This is a genomic window from Curtobacterium sp. VKM Ac-2852 (assembly GCF_013205045.1).
GTDB lineage: Bacteria > Actinomycetota > Actinomycetes > Actinomycetales > Microbacteriaceae > Curtobacterium > Curtobacterium flaccumfaciens.
In genome coordinates this window covers 34,801-52,741 of sequence record NZ_JABMLI010000002.1, presented here as the reverse complement: position 1 = coordinate 52,741, position 17,941 = coordinate 34,801, and the positions used below count along the sequence as shown (strand labels likewise).

Genomic DNA, 17,941 nt, shown 5'->3' with positions numbered 1-17,941 from the left:
TGGCGTGAGTACCGATGAGACGAACGGATCAGCCTTCGGCCGAGGCGTCGACAAGGCCCCGCCGACCGCGGCCGCCGAACTGCGACGGAAGATGGCCGCCTCGCCCGCGGGCTTCCTGCGGAGCGCGGCGTGGGTCCCCTGGAAGGCGGCGGGCACTCCGGAGGCCGGCAGCGTCGCCCACGTCATGATCCGCGACAAGCCGTTCGTGCCCGTCTTCACCGACCCGGACGAACTCGCCGCCGGACTGCCCGACGCCGAGGGGCGTCCGGTACCGATGTCCGAACTCGTGTCCGCGCTGCCCGAGGAGTTCGGCATCGTGGTCGACCCCACGAGTGCGGCCGAGGCGAACTTCCTGCACGCTGATGTCCTCGCCGAGATGCGGGCGCAGATGCAGGGTGGCGTGCCGACCAGCGACGGCTGACCCGCTCCGTCTCACCGTCCGCTCCGGGCGAGTGCGGAGCATTTCCGCTGGGTGACGGTTATGGTTCGCGATCCTCGGGATTCGTGAACCGAAACCGACAGGCGGGTGTCAGGAACCCGACGCCGCCCCGATCACCGCGAGCGTCAGTGCGAGAGCGATCGCTACCGCTGCAGCCGTCCCGAGTGCGACGAGCCACCCGAGCGGCCGCTTCCAACGGACCTTCGCTGCGAGGACCCCGCCTCCCGTGCACACGACGATGAGGACGATCGCCTCGACCACTGCGGTCTGGACCCCCATCGATCGGTTGCACACGCGCGTCGAGGACTCCCAGTCGCACCCGTACTGCGACATCGTCCCGAGGACCCAGCCGAACAGCACCGCGAAGCCGCTGAGCATCGCGATGACCACGAACAGGGCGATGGTGACGACGAGGTCGACCGTCCACGCCGCGTTCGGCTTCGGTGCCCCGACCGGGTCCGGCGCTGGTCTTCCGGCCGGCAGCGGTCCTTGCGCTCCTGCAGACATCGTCCCCCACTCCTCTGGCCCCCTCGGCCGCCTGCAGCCTAGAGGACTCGGCGTCGCCTCGGTCAGCGAGGCGGGTCGACGAGCTCGATGAAGCGGGACAACAGGGACAAGCCCGCGATCGACGGGGGCAGTCCGGTGGTCAGCGCCGGTGAGTGCACGAGGTACGCCGCCCACTTCGCCCGCGAGATCGCCACGTTCAACCGGTTCGGCATGAGCAGGAAGTCGAGGCCGCGTGGAATGTCCGCCGCACTCGACGCTGCGAGGGACACGATCGACACGACGGCCTCTCGGCCCTGGAACAGGTCGACCGTGCCGACCTGGGTGCCGGTGAAGCCCGCGCGGTCGAGCTCCTGCCGGATCAGTGCTCCCTGTGCGTTGTACGGCGCCACCACGATGACGTCCTCGTCGGTCAGGGCACGGGTGTCGGAGCCGTCGGTCCAGGTGCGGCCGACGACGTCACCGACGAGGGCGACGACCCGGGCGGCCTCTTCAGCAGCGGACGTCGTGTTGCCCGCGTGCACGACCGGCACGGGGTGCACACCCGCGGCGATGCCGTCGAGGTGCCGGCCGGAGACCATCGAGGCGAGCTGCCCGTCGTAGGACAGGGCCGAGACGGACTCGGTCAGCGCGGGCTCCATGCGGCGGGTGCGAGCGAGGAAGTACCCGAACTCCGGCGGCAGGACGTGTTGTCCGTCGGCGAGCCAGCCGAGCGCGGACTCGTCGACGGGCTCGGGGTGCGACCCCTGCGACACCTGGGGCAGCTGCTGGGGGTCACCGAGCAGCAGGAGCCGGGTCGCAGCGACCGACGAGGCGATGGTCGGGGCGAGGGAAAACTGCCCGGCCTCGTCGACGACGAGCAGGTCGAGGAAACGGCGCTCGATCGTGGACTCGTTCGCGAACGTCCACGCCGTGCCACCCACGACACCGCCGGCGCCCGAGGCCTCGCACGAGGACAGGAACGCGGCGACCGCGGCGCCGTTCTTCACGGGGGTCCAGGCTGCGGACTCGAGCTCGTCCTCGGTTGCGCCGGACTTCGGCACCTTCACGACCCGGTCCGCGGGGACGCCGGCGTTCACGACCGAGGCCAGGAAGTTCTCCGACGTCGCGTGGGACTGCCCGACGACCCCGACGCGCCAGCCGTACTCGCGGACGAGTCGGGCGACGACGTTCGAGCCGACGTAGGTCTTGCCCGTGCCGGGAGGGCCCTGGATCGCCAGGTACGACCGGTCGAGGTCGAGCAGGGTCGCGACGACGGCCGACACCGTGTCGTCGCCCTGCACCGGCACGATCGGGCCACGCGGGGGCACCCGGCGCAGCAGGTCGAGCGCGGGGTCGGGCAGCATCTCGGGCAGCTCGTCGAGTACGGCCTGACCCCACCACGCGATCGCCTCGGGCTGGGGCTTCGCGCGGGGCGGCGCCGACGGGGCAAGCGCCACGGGGAACTCGTGGTGCGGCTCGCCGCCGACGGGCAGTCCTTCTTTCACGAGGACCTCGACGGCATCGCCGTCGTCCCGGACGTCCACGATCACGGCGCGCGACGAAGCGCCCTTCGACCCGGGGGCCGGGGAGGCGACCGATGGCGGAAGTGGGTCGTCGTAGACCAGGTGGGGCGTGCCTCCAGGCCGGAGCCGCGAACCGGGCGCGAGCGTCCCTGACAACCGGAGTTCCCGCGACTGCGACCGGGCACGCGGCAGCGTGTCCCAGTCGCGCTCGACGGACGCCCGCTCCACGACCAGGACGTCACGCGTGTCGGCCCAGTCGTCGACCGGGTTCCGCAGGCGGTCGAAGTGGTCCTGCCAGAAGGTCTTGGCCTCGCGGCGGTGGTAGTCGATCGCGGCCGCGGCGAGCGCCAACGCGGTCTGGTCAGGGGTGCGGTCGAGGGCGTCGACGTCCTCGAGCTGCGCGGCCAGCGCGACGGACACCGGATTGGGCTCGCGCTCGACGGGGATCGGTGGGACCTCGAGCTCGAGCGCCGGGTCGGCCGCATCGAGGTCGTCGGTGCGCAGCGAGCGGAGCCAGTCGCGCAGGCGCAGGGTCGAGCGGCAGTCGTAGGCGTTGTAGTCGGCGACCTGGTCGAGCATCCTCTGCCCTTCGGCCGCGTCGCCGTTCCGGAGCTCGTCGATCGCATCGACGTAGGCGGTGATGCTGTCCGCGGCGTTCGTGACGTCGCTCTCGCGCAGGTCCGACCCCATGTACAGCGGTTCGAGCTTCTTGATGGAGTAGCTGTGGCTGCCGACGACCAGGGCCTTGCGGACGATCGGGTACAGGTCGACCAGGACCCCGGCTCGCAGCAGGTCGTCGACGGCGTCCTCGCCCACGCCGTGCCGGGCGGCGAGTGACAGCAGGTGCGTCCGCTCGTAGGCCGCGTAGTGGTAGATGTGCATGCCCGGGTACTGCTGCCGCCGGGCTTCGATGAACGCGAGGAACTGCTCCAGCGCAACTCGTTCGTCGCGGATGGTGTGTGCCCAGAACGCGGTGAACTCGGCGCGGTCGTCGACCAGGCCGAACAGGTAGTCGAGGCCCCAGTGCACGCCGTCCTCGGTGTGCAGCGGGTCGCCCTCGAAGTCGAAGAACACGTCGCCCTGGTCGGGTGCCGGGATCGCGTCGAGCGCACGGGCGTCGAGCACCTCGAAGCGCGGCTTCACGGGCTGGCCCGGCCCGTCGGCGCCCTTCCGTCGGGCGTCTTCCGACTCGATCTGGAGGCTCGCCTGACGCACCAGCCGATCCTGCGTCGCGCGGGACAAGCCCGGCACTGCCCGGGTTCGGACCGCCAGGTCGTCGATCGTCCGCACCTCGTGCTTGATCAGCTTCGCCCGTTGGTCCAGACGCATGCCCGCGACGAGGACGAGCTCGCGGTGCTCGGCGACCTGGGTCGAGCAGACGGCGCATCGGCCACAGGATGAGTAGCGCGGGTCGCCCCACTGCAGTGACTCGTCGGCGGCGATGCGCTCGGCGATGACCCGCTGCAGTTCGGCGCGCTGCGTGCGGTACACCGGCGCGATGTCGGCGAGGTCGTGCGTGGTGGTCGTCCGGTCGCCGAGCACCAGGTGCACCTGCTGCCCGGTCGGGATGCCGTGCGCCTGCATCTGTTCGGCGTACGCGGCGAGCTGCAGCAGGGCGCTGATCTTGGCGTGCCGGGCGAGCTTGGTGTCGTAGACCTCGTACTCGCCGCGGTCGTTGCGGATGATGAAGTCCGCGAAGCCGATGAAGCCGGGGGCGTCTGCGGTCGGTGCTGCGTGGAACGTCGGCTGGTACAGCACGTCGGCACCGTCGGCGAAGGCCTGTCGTGCTTCGGCTGCGGCGCGTGCGTAGTCCGGCGGGGCGGGGCGGTCGAACTCGACGACGTCGCGGGTCTGCTTGAGGATGTCGAGGTAGTCGAGCTCGTGCTGGTCCCCCAGCCGTGCGGTGCGCTCGAGCATGTCGTCGTGCACGTCGGGCAGGGCTTCCCCGCGACCGAGCTTGGCGTCGAGGCGGCGCAGGAACGCCCACTCGCAGGCCGACCACGTCGACAGGTCGCTGGGGCTGAGGACGACGCCGCCGTCACTCGTGATCTGCATCCTGCTCCCCCGTCTCGTGTGGTGCCCTGCGAGCCTAGGGGCGGCCGCCGACAGGTCGGCGATCGACGTCACGAACGACGAGCGGGCTGCTGCTACTGTCCCGCTGACGACAGGTGGCGTCGCGACGGACCGAAGGGTTGAACGGTGGGGTTGTTCAAGACCGCAGAGGAGAAGGAGCGAGCCCGAGCGCAGGCTGTCGCGAAGAAGGCTACGGACGCGGAGCGAGCCGCACAGCGACGTCACGACGAATCTCCGATCGGACGCGCAGAACTCGCACTCGCCGCAGGGAAGGCCTTGTTCGAGCTCTCCTTGCCCGTCGAGAGTGACGACGGCCGAACGCTCAGCGATATCGAGGCGATCGGTTGGCGGCTGCAGCACACCGGTTACGTCCATGAGGTGTCGATCTCGTCACTCAGCAACACGCAGAACCAGCTCGATCAGGTGTTCTCGAGCGGGCGAGTCGTCGGCGTGTACGTCTTCCGACGGGACGCTGTCGCACCGACGGACGCTCCTGACTCCGTAGGCTGACCGCGGTTAGCCACGACCGCGGAGGACACAGATGCCAGAACGCCCGACCCTGCTCTTCCTCCACGGTGTCGGGAAGGGAGACCCTGACGGCGCTTGGCGCGTGGCCCTCTCGGGCGCACTGGTGCGCCTCGGCTACCCAGCGATCGGAGCGGACGCCTTCGTTGCGCCGCGGTACGCGCACCTCCTGAACGGCACTGACGACGCCGATCGTGTCCCGCCGATCACGAGCAAGCCACTCCGGCGCGAGGATGCGCGGAGGAACCGGCGAGAATTCGAAGGCCGAACTGCGGCGATGGAGTTCCGCGTCGGTCAGAACGATCTCGGAACGGGCTACGACCAGGCGGAGGCGGTCATCGGTGCTGCGACCGAGCTGCCGCAGTTCAAACAGGCCAGGAACTACCTGGAGCATGACGACATCCGCGCAAGCGTTCTCGTCCGAGTACTCAAAGCGCTCCCCGAGACAGGACGGCTGCTGATTCTCGGGCACAGCTTGGGATCAGTGGTGGCAGCAGACATCGTCAGACGGCTTCCGCCGGCGATCGAGGTCGTCGGGATGGTGACGATCGGCAGCCCCTTGGCGAGCCGACGTTTTTCGATCGACGACCTCACCAATGCGATGGACGAGCCGCCGACGAACCTGGGGTGGTGGGTGAACTTCTGGAACCGCCTGGACCCGGTGGCCTCACACCGCGGTCTGTCATCGGTGTTCCCGTGGCTCCTCGACCACCAAGTCGTGACGGCAGCGAATGTGCACGTCCACGATGCGGTCGAGTACCTGAGCGACCCCGCCGTCGCGACTGCCATCGGCTTCGGACTCTTCGGTTCCCACTCGCAGGAGCTCGTGCCGGCTGCCCGCGGAGTGGACACCCCGGTCGATGAGACTGAACTGCTCGGCCTGCTCGCATTGCGGTACGCCACGCATCTCCGGAACGGGCTCGACGGCGACGACCGCGAGCGTTTCGAAGGTGCCCTTCGTCATGTGCAATCCACGGTCGCGCAGGGCATGTTGACCCGTCGCGCAGCCGAAGGTCGCCCCGCCCCCGCGCGCATCACTGAGCTCACGTTCGACTTGGCCGACGTGCACGCTGCCGTTCCGGAGCCTCCCGTCGTCACGTTGCGTGACCGGAGCGCGGCGGTCGTCCCGCTCATCGTGCTCGCTTCGGGAAACGTCCTGCGGCCGTTCGAGATTGATGTTTCGAAGAAGGTCCGCCAACAGGCGATGCGCGACCTCGCTGCGGAGTCAGGTCTGGGGAGTCCGTTCGGAGATCTCGTGCTCGAGGCCACCACAACCGCTCAGAACGTGCTCAACCCTGGCCGTGGTGCTGCCTGGTGGAAGCTCGGCGCAATCGGCGTCGGTGCGGCAGCGCTGGTGGTCGCAACTGGCGGGCTGGCACTCGCGGCTGCGCCCGGTGTCGTCGGAGCGGCCGCTGTCACGAGCGCCCTCGCCGCGTTCGGCCCCGGCGGCATGATCGGCGGCCTCGTCACCGCTGGAAGCCTCATCGCAGCTGGTGGCGGAGGCATCGCGGTCGGCAGCAGCAGCCTCGCCGCCGGACTCGCCAGCCCTGACACCTCCGCTGAGGCGCTCGAATCCATCGTCACCCGACAGCTCACCGCGGTGGTCCTCCGACAAAAAGCCGGACTCGAGCAAGATCCCGCGGTCTGGCGAGCGCTCGCAGAGACGGAGCGTCAAGTCCGTCGAGAACACGAACGTCTCGATGAGTTCTCGGACCCTTCGGCACCGTCACTCAAAGAGCTGCAGCGGAAAATCTTGGCGATCGAGCGAGCGCTCGAATACATGCGAAAGCACGGCCTCGACCCAGTCAACTGAACTGCAGGAACGTCTTTGGGGCGCTCAGACCTGTACGGTCTCGACACGCACGAACCGCGGCCCGTCGTACCCGTCACGTGTCACGTGTGCCGTGAAGTCGGCGAGCGTGCGAACCCAGTGCCCCCGCTCGCCGTACAGCGCCTGGTACACGACCACGGGCTCCTCGGTTTCCACGTCACGAGCGACGAGCAGCACCTCGTAGTCGTTGCCCTTGAAGTGCCGGTAGCGGCCCGCGGTCACGTCGTCAGTCACCCGACCGAGGGTACGGCCCGAGCGGTGGGGCCATGACCGCGCGTTCTGCTTGACTGAGCAGCACGGGGAACGAGCACCACGGGGGAACGACATGACCACATTGAGCACGCGCGAGCGGGACCGTCGCGCACAGCGTGTCTTCTTCGTCGTCATGGCAGTCGTCATGGCGGTCGCGGACGTCTGGCTGCACTTCCACGCCGGCGTCATCCGCCCCTCGGCCTTCTGGGTCCCCACGGTCGTCGGACTCGTGTACGGCGCCGTGGTGTGGCCGCTCGGCCTGCGTCAGGAGTCGAGGTGGTGGCCGAATCTGGTCGCGGCGGGATTCCTCGGTGGCTTCCTCGGCCTCATCGCGACGAAGACGTTCTCGCCGTACGCCTGGTTCCTCGCGGTCGTGATCGGGACGTTGCTGTTCCAGGCTGCCCTCCCGCCGAAACGACACGCGGCGCGGGTCGTCGCCAGGCTCCCCCTGACCGAGGTGCGACCATGGACCGGCTCGGGAGTCAGGGCCACGGCCGTCGAGCGCCCCTTCGGCAAGGGTCGGACGAAGCCGGCCGTCGCCCTCACCACGCAGGACGGGACCACCGCGTTCCTGGTGATGGAGTTCGCCTCGTTCTTCGACGGTGAAGCGGCGATCGCAGAATCGGCGAACGGTGAACAGCTGACCTTCCTCACCAGGAAGGGCGTCGCTGCGAAGTCGTCCATCCTCGACGACGCGACGCCGGGGATGGCCGACGGCACGCTGTTCCTGCACTCGGCGAAGGACGAGTCGCGGCCTTCCGCCGTCTTCAGCGATGACGACGCCGCCGCGTTCGAGCAGTGGGTCCGCACGCTTCCCGAGGACTGAGCCCCCGCCGAGCCCGGCGCGACGTGCACAGCTCGGCGTCACATCCGGTCACGTTCGACAGCAGTTCGTCGGCTGCGCGTACCGTCGCCGTGTGACCTTCGGAACCGCAGTGGCCGTGCTCGTGGGGGTCCTCGCGCTCGCGACGGTCCTCGGTCTCCTGCTCCGCCACCGGACCGGTCGAGCCCGGTCGGCGGGCAGCGCCGCGTCGACGAGGCAGGACGCAGACGGCCTCGCGCTCGACACCGATTACGGCACCGCCGCCACGTTCGTCCAGTTCTCCACGCCGACTTGTGCGCGGTGCCCAGCCACCCGGCGTCAGCTCGCCTCCGTCGCAGACCAACACGAGGGCGTCCGACGCATCGAGATCGACCTCGCCGAGCACCCCGAACTCGCTCGCCGCTTCGACGTGATGCAGACGCCGACGGTCCTGCTGCTCGACGCCGACCGCTCGGTCCACACCCGCTTCGGAGGCCCACCCCGCCCACCCGAGCTCACCGCAGCCCTCGACGCCGTCCTGACTGCAGGCAGCACAGTCACCACACGCAGCACAGTCACCACACGCAGCACAGTCACCACACGCAGCACAGGCACCCCAGGCACCACCGGCACCCAGGAGTCCCGATGACCACCACGAACGACACCGAACGCGGCGTCGACCCGCGCTCCCCACGCTTCGGCGCCGCCATCACCACGGTGCTCCTCGCCGCGACGATCGTCCTCACGCTGATCCCCGAGACGTGGGTCGCCGGCATCGTGCTGCTCGCGGTCATCGTCGTGCTGTTCGCCGTCGGAGGCATAGCCGGCATCCGCCGCCACCCCTACGGCGCACTCTTCCGACGGGTCGTCCGCCCACGCCTTGCCCCGCCCGCCGAACTCGAGGCCCCGGAACCCCCGACCTTCGCCCAGCAGGTCGGCCTGTTCGTGACCGCGGTCGCGCTGCTCCTCGCACTGCTCGGCGTGCCGTACGCCGCCCCCATCGGTGCCGCGGTCGCCCTGGTCGCCGCGTTCCTCAACGCCGTCTTCGACGTCTGCATCGGCTGCCTGCTCTACGTGTGGCTGGTGCGCGCAGGGGTCTTCCGTCCGCGACGCGGCGTCGCCTGACGGCGTCCGGCCTGGAGGCCCGCCTCACCTCCGCCCCGCCGCCCGCGCCGCGAGTTCGGTCGCGCCCACTGCCCTGCGAACAACCAGAATCTCCTCGCGCCGCGCGATTGCACGGTTCGAGGTGACTTTGGTTTGTGACGGCGAAGGCTCCCCCACGACAAGTCGTTCACGATCGCCCTGCCGCCTGGGCCGGCATCACCGTCGGGCGATCCGCTCGTAGGGTGGGGGCATGGGGGAACTCGAACTGACAGCACGGCGCGCCTGGCGACGGACGACCTTACTCGCGCTGATCGGAGCCGTCGTGGGCGCCGTCATCGGCTGGCTGCTGGCCACGACCGAGTCGGGTGCCGTCGCAGTCCTCACCGTCATCGGCTTCGGCGCGTCCGTCGGTGGCCTGGCCGGCACCTTCTCGATCCTCGCAACGACGATCGGGATGTCGACCGCGATGCAGGCCACGACGGCTGGACTCTCCCCTGCCGGCAAGCGCATGGTGACGCAAGCGATCAAGACCGGCAGTCCGATCCAGCCGCGCGAATCCGACCTCGCCCTCCGAGCACGCGAGCACGCACGACTGCTCTGCACCTACCAGCCGCTCGCCCTCGCCCAGTTCCTGCTGCTCTACATCGGCATCGCCGGCATCCAGTTCCCGAGGCTCGCGGACGACGACGTCTTCGGCTCGGCGTTCGCCCGGTTCCTCTGCGCGGCACTGCTCATCACCGCACTGATCATGACGCCGATCCTGCTGCGAGCGGTACGTCGATCGCGACGGTACCTGCAGGCGTCGACCGTCGTGGCATCCCCGACCCAGCAGGCCTGACGAGCACGACCGCCCGCACCACCCGCACCCTGTAACGTGCAATTTACTTTCAGTACTGGCGCTCGCTCACGAAAGACGCTTTCATGGCGGGATGACGATCACCGAGCGGTCCGAGCGCGCCGACGCCTTCGCCCTCGTCCGCACCCAGTCGGCGAGCATGCCGTCGAGCATGCGCGCCATCGCCGACGCCGTCCTCGACGACCCGGCAGCCGCGGCCTCCACCAACGCCACCGACCTCGCCGGCCGAGCCGGGGTCTCCCCCGCCACCGTCTCCCGGTTCGCCCAGCACCTGGGCTTCGCGAACTTCGCCGCCCTGCAGCGCAGCATGACCCGTGCTGTCGAACGCGGGATCCACGAGCGTGAGTCCACCGAGATCCACGCCGGGGTCGCGGTCGACGACGACGTCGCCACCGTGATCGCGAAGGTCACCGAGGACGTCCGAGCGGTGATGGCCGACACCCGTGCCGCGCTCGACCCGCACGCACTCGACGAATCAGCACGAAAACTAGCCAATGCCCGCCGCGTCGTCCTGTACGGCGTGGGAGCGAGCGGCATCGTCGCCCGCGACCTGCACCTCAAGCTCGAACGCATCGGCATCGTGAGCTCCATCGCCGACGACCCGCACAACGCCCTGACACTGGCGAGCGTCATCGGCGAGCACGACGTCCTGGTGCTCGTCAGCCACTCGGGCTCCACCGTCGAGACCCTCGAGGTCGCCCACGCCGCCCGAGCCCAGCACGCCACGATCATCGCGATCACCGGCCACGCCGCCGCCCCACTCGCCACCACCGCCGACCACGTCCTGCTCGGTGTCGCCGGTGCCGAGAGCGCCCTGCGCCCCGCGGCCATGGGCAGCCGGATGAGCCAGCTCGCCATCGTCGACACCCTGTTCATCGTCGTCGCGCAGCGCACCGACGAGCGCTCCCAGCCGCTCCTCGCCCGCAGCCGCGACGCCGTCCGCACCCACCACCGGAACTGAGCACCACCATGAACCAGACGCACGAAACCCACGACGCCCTCCGCGACGAACTCGCCGCCCTCACCACCGAGGCGACCGACCACGCGCTGGACGACATCGACACGATCTCCACGCTGGAAGCTGCTCAGCGCATGAACGCCGGAGACCGCAGCGTGCCTGCGGCACTGGAGCCGTGCCTCCCGGCCATCGCACTGGCGGCAGACTCGATCGCCGCAGCGTTCGCGCGTGGTGGCCGACTCGTCTACGTCGGCGCCGGCACGCCGGGCCGGCTCGGCGTCCTCGACGCCAGCGAATGCCCGCCCACCTTCGGCACCGACCCGAGCCAGGTGGTCGGCGTGATCGCCGGCGGCGACCCCGCCCTGACCACCGCGGTGGAGGGCGCCGAGGACGACGAAGCAGCCGCCGTCCGCGACCTCGACGCGCTCGGCCTGACGGCCGACGACGTGGTCGTCGGGATCAGCGCGTCCGGCAGGACGCCCTACGTCATCGCAGCCATCCTGGAGGCCCGGCGCCGCTCCGCCCTGTCGGTCTCCGTCGCGTGCAACCCCGACTCGGCCGCGGGGCGGGAGGCCGACATCGCCATCGACGTCGTCGTCGGCCCCGAGTTCATCGCCGGATCGACCCGCCTGAAGGCGGGCACCGCGCAGAAGCTCGTGCTCAACATGCTCACCACGCTCGCGATGGTGCGCAGCCACAAGACGTACGGCAACCGCATGGTCGACGTGCGGGCGACGAACGCGAAGCTCGTCGCGCGGGCGTTCTCGCTCGTGCAGGACGTCACCGGCGCTGCCTCCGCCGAGGTCGAGGCGGCACTCGATGCCTCGGACGGCGAGGTCAAGACCGCCATCGCCGTGATCCTGACCGGCGCCTCGGCTACCGATGCCCGCGAGCGCCTCGATGCTGCAGCTGGCTCGTTGCGCGCCGTGCTGTAGACCCCCGTTCCCCCTTTTCCGTTTCCTTTCCCCCGAGGAGCACGCCATGCCCGATGCACAGCAACTCGCCCAGCAGATCCTCGACGCCGTCGGCGGTTCCGCGAACATCGCCGACGTCGAGAACTGCATGACCCGCTTGCGGGTCGAGGTCGTGTCCGACTCCTCCGTCGCGCTCGAGGACCTCAAGGCCACCGACGGCGTCATGGCCGCCATCGCGGCCGGCTCGAACCTGCAGATCGTGCTCGGCCCGGGTCTCGTCGACCGCGTGGCCGACGGCCTGGAGGCCCTGCGCGCGGCCGCCCCGCCGGCTGCGGCTGGCGGCTCTGGTGCGTCGCCTGAGGAGCTCGCTGCTCGCGGTGCGTCCATCAAGGCGAGCGCGCGGTCCCGTTCCGACGGCCGCACCATGCGCGCGATCCGGAAGATCTCCGCGATCTTCATCCCGCTCATCCCCGCGCTGATCGCCTGCGGGCTGATCGCCGGGATCAACGGGATCCTGACGAACCTGGGGTGGGTGCCTGCGCTGACGCCGTTCCTCGGCGTGCTCTCGTCCGGGTTCCTGTCGCTGCTCGCCGTGTTCGTCGGGATGAACGCCGCGAAGGAGTTCGGCGGCACGCCCATCCTCGGCGGTGCCGTCGGCGGCATCATCGTCGCGGCCGGTGTCGCGAACGTCACCGTGTTCGGCGAGACACTGGCTCCCGGGCAGGGCGGAGTGCTCGGCGCACTGGCCGGTGGCATCCTCGCCGCCTACGTCGAGCGCTTCATGCGCCGGGTCACGCCGGACGTCATCGCGCTCATCGTCGTGCCGACCGTCACTGTCCTGGTCGCCGGCTCCATCACCCTCGGCGTCCTGATGTCCGTCGCCGGTGTCGTCTCCGTCGCGATCGGGACCGCTGCCACCTGGCTGCTCGCGAACGGCGGGGCCTTCGCCGGCTTCGTGCTCGGAGGCCTGTTCCTGCCCCTCGTCATGACCGGCATGCACCAGGGACTCATCCCGATCCACACCACCCTGATCGACCAGACCGGGTGGACCGTGCTGCTGCCCGTGCTGGCGATGGGTGGTGCCGGGCAGATCGGTGCGTGCATCGCGCTGTGGGTGCGGTTCCGGTCGAACGCCTCGCTGGTGCGGACCATCCGTGGTGCACTGCCGGCCGGGTTCCTCGGCGTCGGTGAGCCCCTGATCTACGGCGTGACGCTCCCCCTCGGCCGGCCGTTCATCACCGCATGCATCGGTGGGGCGTTCGGTGGCGGTGTCGTCGGGCTGTTCGACCAGCTCGGGCACTCCGTCGGGGCGATCGCCATCGGGGCCTCGGACCTGTCGCTCATCCCGCTGCTGAACGGGTCGTCGGGATACGGGTGGGCGTTGCTCGGGTACGGGTCGGGGCTCGTGGTGGCCTATGTCGTGGGGTTCGCGGCGACGTTGTTGTTCGGGGTGTCCGCGTCGGTCAAGGCTGACCTCGAGGAGCAGTCCGCTCCCGGCGCACCGCTCGACCTCGTATCGTCGGCCGTGCCGGCGGACGCGACCGATGCGCCTCCTGCAGCCGGTGCCGCGGGTCCTGCCACGGCGGGTGTCAGTTTCGCTCGGGCGGCGGCTTCGCGTTGATGCGGTCGGGCGCGAGCGCGTGCATGGCGCATGCTCGACGCCATGCGCGAAGCGTTCTCGGACTACGTCGCCGCCGCCCGAAAGGTCAGCGGAGGCTCCGGTGGCGCAGGCGCCGGTAGAGCGCCAAGGGTGGCAACTCCGACGAACTCGCGAAGACCCGCGAGTGGGCGGACGCGAACGGCCACGAAGGCTCCTCGCGCGGCCGCATCAGCCAGGCCGTCCGCGACCCGTACGAAGCCGCGCTCTGACGCCGCTCCCCACACAGAACAGACAAAACAGCCAGAACAGTCGACCGCCCCGTGGTGGTCGGCTGTTCTCGTTCGCGCCCGTATGGTACTCCTCTGTTGCTTCTGGCCCTGCCCCCCCTCGAATATGATGTAGAGGCTTTGGACAAAGACACGACGTCTCGCCCCCCCCCCCCCCCGACGAAGAGGCTTCATGACTCCTACCGCCCCCGCAACAGCTCTCCCTGCGGCGGAACCGGGTCACGAGTCGCGCCGCAGCGCCAACCCTCTCGTAACCTTCGAGGAAGCCACACCAGACGATTCTCCCTTGCGCGACGACGCTTCCGGGGCGCTGACCTCCTACCGACGGAAGATCGCCATGAGCAAAGACGACGCCGACCGCCTGTTCGTCAAGTCGCGGCACCGCGTCAAGGCCTACGGCGAGGTGTTCACCCCGCGCTCAATGGTGGATCAGATGCTCGATCTCGTCAGCGACGATCTCGAACGCGGTGAGGGTTTCATCGACAGGACCTTCCTCGAACCAGCGGCCGGCGATGGAAATTTCCTCGTCGCGATCCTGCAGCGCAAGCTCGCCGCGGTCGAAGAGCATCTAGACCCGTCCACCTGGCAAAGAGAATCGCTGTTCGCGGTCGCGTCCATCTATGCGATCGAGCTACTTGAGGACAACCACCGGGACGCGCAGGCTGCGCTGGTGAGCGAGTTCGTGAAGTTCCACACCTCGTGCGGCACGCCCTGCTCACCGCGCACCGACCTCTTTCGCGCTGCGGTCTTCCTCGTTGAGACGAACGTCCTGCGCGGCAACACCCTGACCGGTCGCACGCCCGACGGCGACGAAATCGAGTTCTCATGGTGGACCCGCCAGGCGGACGACCCCTCAAAGGTCAAAAGAGAGCCGTTCACTCTCAACTCGCTGCGCGAGGACGGTGCTTTCGACTTCGCCGTGTACGCCGCCTACGAGCCTTGCCCGGTCCACCACGTTCACAAGAAAGCGAACGCACATGCCTAACCCGACGATCAGTACGTTCCGGGAGATCACGCCGCAGATCTACTCGTGGAGCACGACCGACCTACCCAAGTACGGCGGCTGGGAAAAGATCGGCTACACGGAGCAGGAGGGTGGCGCACAGGCGCGCATCGCTCAGCAGGCCTCGCAGCTGTCGATCAGCAAAAAGATCGAGTGGGTATTCAAGGCGACCTACATGACGCCCGACGGCGGGAGGTTCACCGATCACGACTTCCACGCATTCCTCAAGCAGCAAGGCATCGAGCGCGACGGCGTCCCGGCGACCGAAGGCCGGCCGAAGCGCACCGAGTGGCACCGTTTCAACGATGCTCCGAAGAGCTCGCGCGAGTACTTCCTCGACTTCGCCTCGGGCAACTTCGAGATCGACACCCCAGGCGTCGTAGCGCAGGACTACGAGCTCCGCCCGGAGCAGAAGGACGCTGTCGCCCAGGCGCTCGAGGCGTTCGGTGCCGGGAAGGCCGAGGTGCTGTGGAACGCCAAACCGCGCTTCGGCAAAACCCTCACCACCTACGACCTCATGCGCGAGCTCGATGCGCGCCGGGTGCTTATCGTGACGAATCGTCCGGCGGTCGCGAACTCGTGGCTCGACGACTTCCTACGCTTCGTCGGCCACCAGACGACCTACCACTTCGTGTCCGAGTCCACGTCGCTGAACGGCCGTCCGACGATGACGAGGGAGCAATGGCGCTCCTACGCTCGCGAGCACCTCGATCAGGACCCCCGCGTCGTTGAGTTTCTCTCGCTGCAGGATCTGAAGGGTTCGATGTACTTCGGCGGAAGCTTCGACAAGCTCAAGCACATCGCGCAGTTCAATTGGGACCTTCTCGTCATCGATGAGGCTCACGAAGGTGTCAACACAACGAAGACCGACGTTGCTTTCGACCAAATCACGCGTAAGTGGACGCTGCACCTGTCTGGCACGCCGTTCAAGGCTCTCGCCTCTGGAAGGTTCGACGAGGACCAGATCTTCAACTGGACCTACGAGGACGAGCAGGTCGCACGCGCCAGGTGGGACGACCCGAACCAAGAGAATCCCTACGAGGCGCTACCTACGCTCAACTTGCTCACTTACCAGGTTTCGCGGATGATTAGCGACCGTCTCGCTGAGGGCGTGGCGATCGCCGAGGACGAGGCGAACATCGACTACGCCTTCGACCTGGGTGAGTTCTTCCGCACAAAGGACAACGGGTTCTTTGAGCACGAGGCGGACGTGCAAGTGTTCCTCGACCGACTGTCTGCAAATGAAAAGTACCCGTTCTCAACGCCCGAGCTGCGTGACGAGATCCGGCACTCGTTCTGGCTGCTCGACCGCGTGGCGTCGGCGAAGGCGCTGCAGCGTCTGCTGAACAAGCACCCGGTGTTCAAGGGTTACAAAGTCGTCCTGGCCGCCGGCGATGGGCGCGGCGCTGACGACGACAGCGATTTGGTGGCCACGAGGGCATCTCTGACGAACGTTCGCGAGACCATCGCAGAGGCCGAGAAGACCGGCGGTAGGACGATCACGCTCTCGGTCGGTCAGCTTACCACGGGTGTGACCGTCCCCGAGTGGACGGCGGTCGTGATGCTCTCGAACGTGACTTCGCCGGCGCTGTACATGCAGGCAGCCTTCCGGGCGCAAAACCCGTGCACCTTCGAACGTGGCGACAAGGTCTTCCAAAAGAAGAACGCCTACATCTTCGACTTCGCTCCCGAGCGCACGCTGACGATCTTCGACGAGTTCGCGAACAATCTTCACACGAACCCTTCGGGCGACCCGGCCGTGCGGCAGGAGAATATCCGCACGCTGCTGAACTTCTTTCCGGTGCTCGGCGAGGACGCCGAGGGTCGAATGGTCGAGCTCGACGCCTCGCAGGTCCTCACATTCCCGAAGGTCTTCAAGGCCCGAGAGGTTGTGCGCCGCGGGTTCCTGTCGAACCTGCTGTTCGCGAACGTCGCCGGGATCTTTCGCTATTCCGAGCACGTCAAGGAAATCCTCGACAAGCTCCCGACCGCCGAGCAGGGCAAGCTCAAAAAGAAAGAGCTCGACCTTCCCGAACCGCTGCCGAACGTCGACCGCGACGGCAACGCCGAGGTCGACATCGAGACCGTCATCAATCCCAAGATCGCCGAGCTGGGCGCTCCGGTGTGGCGCGTCGAGGAGATCCCGACGACCGACCCGCAGGCTCCTACAGCCGAGGTGGCGACTAAGCTCGCGAAGCTAGTCACCGGGAAGACGCGCGACACCCGCGACAAGCTCCAGGCCGAATATGGCCTGACGAACAAGCAGGTCGAGCGCGACGAGAAGGCCACCGAGTCAGAGGTCGTTCGCAAGTATGAACGCGTGCGTGTCGAGCACGAGATCACCTCGAAGCACCTCACCGACGAGCTGGCCGAGGCCCCCACCGAGGCCGACGCCGCCGTGCTGGTCGCGAAGAAGGCCGAGCAGGAGAAGGCCTTCCAGGAAAGCATCGCCGAGATCTTGATGGAGACGACCGAGGCGGTCACCCGGACCGTCGTCGAGCGCGAGGAGAGGAAGAAGGAGCAGAGGCGCGCCGACCAGACCATGGACGACGCACGTTCACACCTCCGTGGCTTCGCTCGTACGATCCCGATGTTCCTCATGGCCTATGGCAACCGGGACATCCACCTGTCGAACTTCGACGACTACACCCCCGACGACGTCTTCGAGGAGATCACCGGCATCAGCGAGACGGAGTTCCGCCTGCTGCGCGACGGGCAGGAGGTGACCGAGGAAGACGGCACCGTTTCCAGGATCCCCGGGCTCTTCGATCAGGCGGTGTTTGACCAGTCGATCCAGGAGTTCCTCGACAAGAAGCAAGCGCTCGCAGACTACTTCGACGACGCGCAGACGGAAAGCATCTTCGCCTACATCCCGCAGCAGAACACCTCCCTCGTCTTCACTCCGCAGCCGGTCGTCAAGCAGATGGTCGACATTCTCGAGGCCGAAAACCCCGGGATCTTCGCGGACCCCGAGAAGACCTTCGCCGACTTGTTCTCCACTGCAGGGCTCTTCCTGATGGAGCTCGTGCGTCGTCTAGACACCGGCCTTTCGGACCAGATCCAGGACCAGGACGAGCGACTCAAGCACATCCTGACCTCGCAGCTGTTCGAGATGAGCCACAACGAGATCCTCCACGAGATCACCCTTGAGGCCGTCTCCGGCGGGGTGCCGGAGCGCAAGAAGTGGCTCAAGAAGTCCGGCCACTTCAGAGTCGGCAACCTCGCGAAGATGACCAGCGCACAGCGCAAGCAGACAATCGACGACATGCTGACGGAAGGCAACTGACC

The 17,941-nt window shown here is 68.2% G+C and carries 15 protein-coding genes and 1 pseudogene; 13 read left to right on the top strand and 3 right to left on the bottom strand.

All coding sequences use genetic code 11. From position 1 onward, the window contains the following. The first annotated feature begins 4 nt into the window (after nucleotides 1–4). Complete coding sequence (locus HQQ79_RS18615; protein ID WP_173033228.1) at nucleotides 5–421, top strand: SseB family protein; 417 nt, start codon at nucleotides 5–7, stop codon at nucleotides 419–421. Nucleotides 422–529: 108 nt separating this feature from the next. Here the strand turns inward: HQQ79_RS18615 and HQQ79_RS06660 are convergent, their stop codons facing one another. Together HQQ79_RS06660 and HQQ79_RS06655 are read right to left on the bottom strand one after the other, a co-directional pair. Continuing rightward, a complete protein-coding gene (locus tag HQQ79_RS06660) occupies nucleotides 530–946 on the bottom strand; it encodes a hypothetical protein (protein WP_173033226.1) in 417 nt (138 codons plus the stop codon). A gap of 62 nt (nucleotides 947–1,008) precedes the next feature. Further along, a complete protein-coding gene (locus HQQ79_RS06655) occupies nucleotides 1,009–4,503 on the bottom strand; it encodes a TM0106 family RecB-like putative nuclease (RefSeq protein WP_173033224.1) in 3,495 nt (1,164 codons plus the stop codon). Nucleotides 4,504–4,647: 144 nt separating this feature from the next. Here HQQ79_RS06655 and HQQ79_RS06650 point away from each other — a divergent pair, with 144 nt between their 5' ends. Then, nucleotides 4,648–5,031, top strand: coding sequence for a hypothetical protein (locus tag HQQ79_RS06650; RefSeq protein ID WP_173033222.1), 384 nt, complete (start codon nucleotides 4,648–4,650; stop codon nucleotides 5,029–5,031). A gap of 31 nt (nucleotides 5,032–5,062) precedes the next feature. Beyond that, complete coding sequence (locus HQQ79_RS06645; RefSeq protein WP_111058128.1) at nucleotides 5,063–6,859, top strand: hypothetical protein; 1,797 nt, start codon at nucleotides 5,063–5,065, stop codon at nucleotides 6,857–6,859. A gap of 24 nt (nucleotides 6,860–6,883) precedes the next feature. Here the strand turns inward: HQQ79_RS06645 and HQQ79_RS18905 are convergent, their stop codons facing one another. Next, nucleotides 6,884–7,111 carry a DUF1653 domain-containing protein gene (locus HQQ79_RS18905; RefSeq protein ID WP_258373722.1) on the bottom strand — a complete coding sequence of 76 codons (228 nt, stop codon included), beginning with the start codon at nucleotides 7,109–7,111 and terminating at the stop codon, nucleotides 6,884–6,886. 91 nt (nucleotides 7,112–7,202) lie between these two features. On the opposite strand from HQQ79_RS18905, the gene HQQ79_RS06635 reads away from it, so the two are divergent. From HQQ79_RS06635 to HQQ79_RS06590, 10 genes and pseudogenes are all read left to right on the top strand, one after another. After that, nucleotides 7,203–7,955 carry a hypothetical protein gene (locus HQQ79_RS06635; RefSeq protein ID WP_173033220.1) on the top strand — a complete coding sequence of 251 codons (753 nt, stop codon included), beginning with the start codon at nucleotides 7,203–7,205 and terminating at the stop codon, nucleotides 7,953–7,955. Between the two features lie 91 nt (nucleotides 7,956–8,046). Then, nucleotides 8,047–8,580, top strand: a complete 534-nt coding sequence (locus HQQ79_RS06630) for a thioredoxin family protein (protein ID WP_367948067.1) — start codon at nucleotides 8,047–8,049, stop codon at nucleotides 8,578–8,580. Beyond that, the gene (locus tag HQQ79_RS06625) at nucleotides 8,577–9,056 is read left to right on the top strand and encodes a DUF4395 domain-containing protein (RefSeq protein ID WP_173033216.1); all 480 of its coding nucleotides are present in this window, start codon (nucleotides 8,577–8,579) and stop codon (nucleotides 9,054–9,056) included. Before HQQ79_RS06630 ends, HQQ79_RS06625 begins: the two co-directional genes overlap by 4 nt. Before the next feature lie 229 nt (nucleotides 9,057–9,285). Beyond that, a complete protein-coding gene (locus tag HQQ79_RS06620; RefSeq protein WP_173033214.1) occupies nucleotides 9,286–9,873 on the top strand; it encodes a hypothetical protein in 588 nt (195 codons plus the stop codon). 91 nt (nucleotides 9,874–9,964) lie between these two features. Further along, nucleotides 9,965–10,852: a MurR/RpiR family transcriptional regulator gene (locus tag HQQ79_RS06615; RefSeq protein WP_173033212.1), complete on the top strand. Its 888-nt coding sequence runs from the start codon at nucleotides 9,965–9,967 to the stop codon at nucleotides 10,850–10,852. A gap of 8 nt (nucleotides 10,853–10,860) precedes the next feature. Continuing rightward, nucleotides 10,861–11,784: an N-acetylmuramic acid 6-phosphate etherase gene (gene murQ, locus HQQ79_RS06610; RefSeq protein ID WP_173033210.1), complete on the top strand. Its 924-nt coding sequence runs from the start codon at nucleotides 10,861–10,863 to the stop codon at nucleotides 11,782–11,784. Nucleotides 11,785–11,830: 46 nt separating this feature from the next. Further along, entirely contained in the window at nucleotides 11,831–13,384 is a 1,554-nt protein-coding gene (locus HQQ79_RS06605; protein ID WP_173033208.1) for a PTS transporter subunit EIIC, read from the top strand. A gap of 182 nt (nucleotides 13,385–13,566) precedes the next feature. Beyond that, nucleotides 13,567–13,632, top strand: a pseudogene (locus HQQ79_RS18610) (Lsr2 family protein); the annotation flags it as partial. A gap of 304 nt (nucleotides 13,633–13,936) precedes the next feature. Beyond that, nucleotides 13,937–14,635 carry a methylase gene (locus HQQ79_RS06595; protein WP_173033206.1) on the top strand — a complete coding sequence of 233 codons (699 nt, stop codon included), beginning with the start codon at nucleotides 13,937–13,939 and terminating at the stop codon, nucleotides 14,633–14,635. Then, complete coding sequence (locus HQQ79_RS06590; RefSeq protein ID WP_173033204.1) at nucleotides 14,628–17,939, top strand: DEAD/DEAH box helicase; 3,312 nt, start codon at nucleotides 14,628–14,630, stop codon at nucleotides 17,937–17,939. The genes HQQ79_RS06595 and HQQ79_RS06590 overlap by 8 nt, the downstream gene beginning before the upstream one ends. The last annotated feature ends 2 nt before the right edge of the window (nucleotides 17,940–17,941 follow it).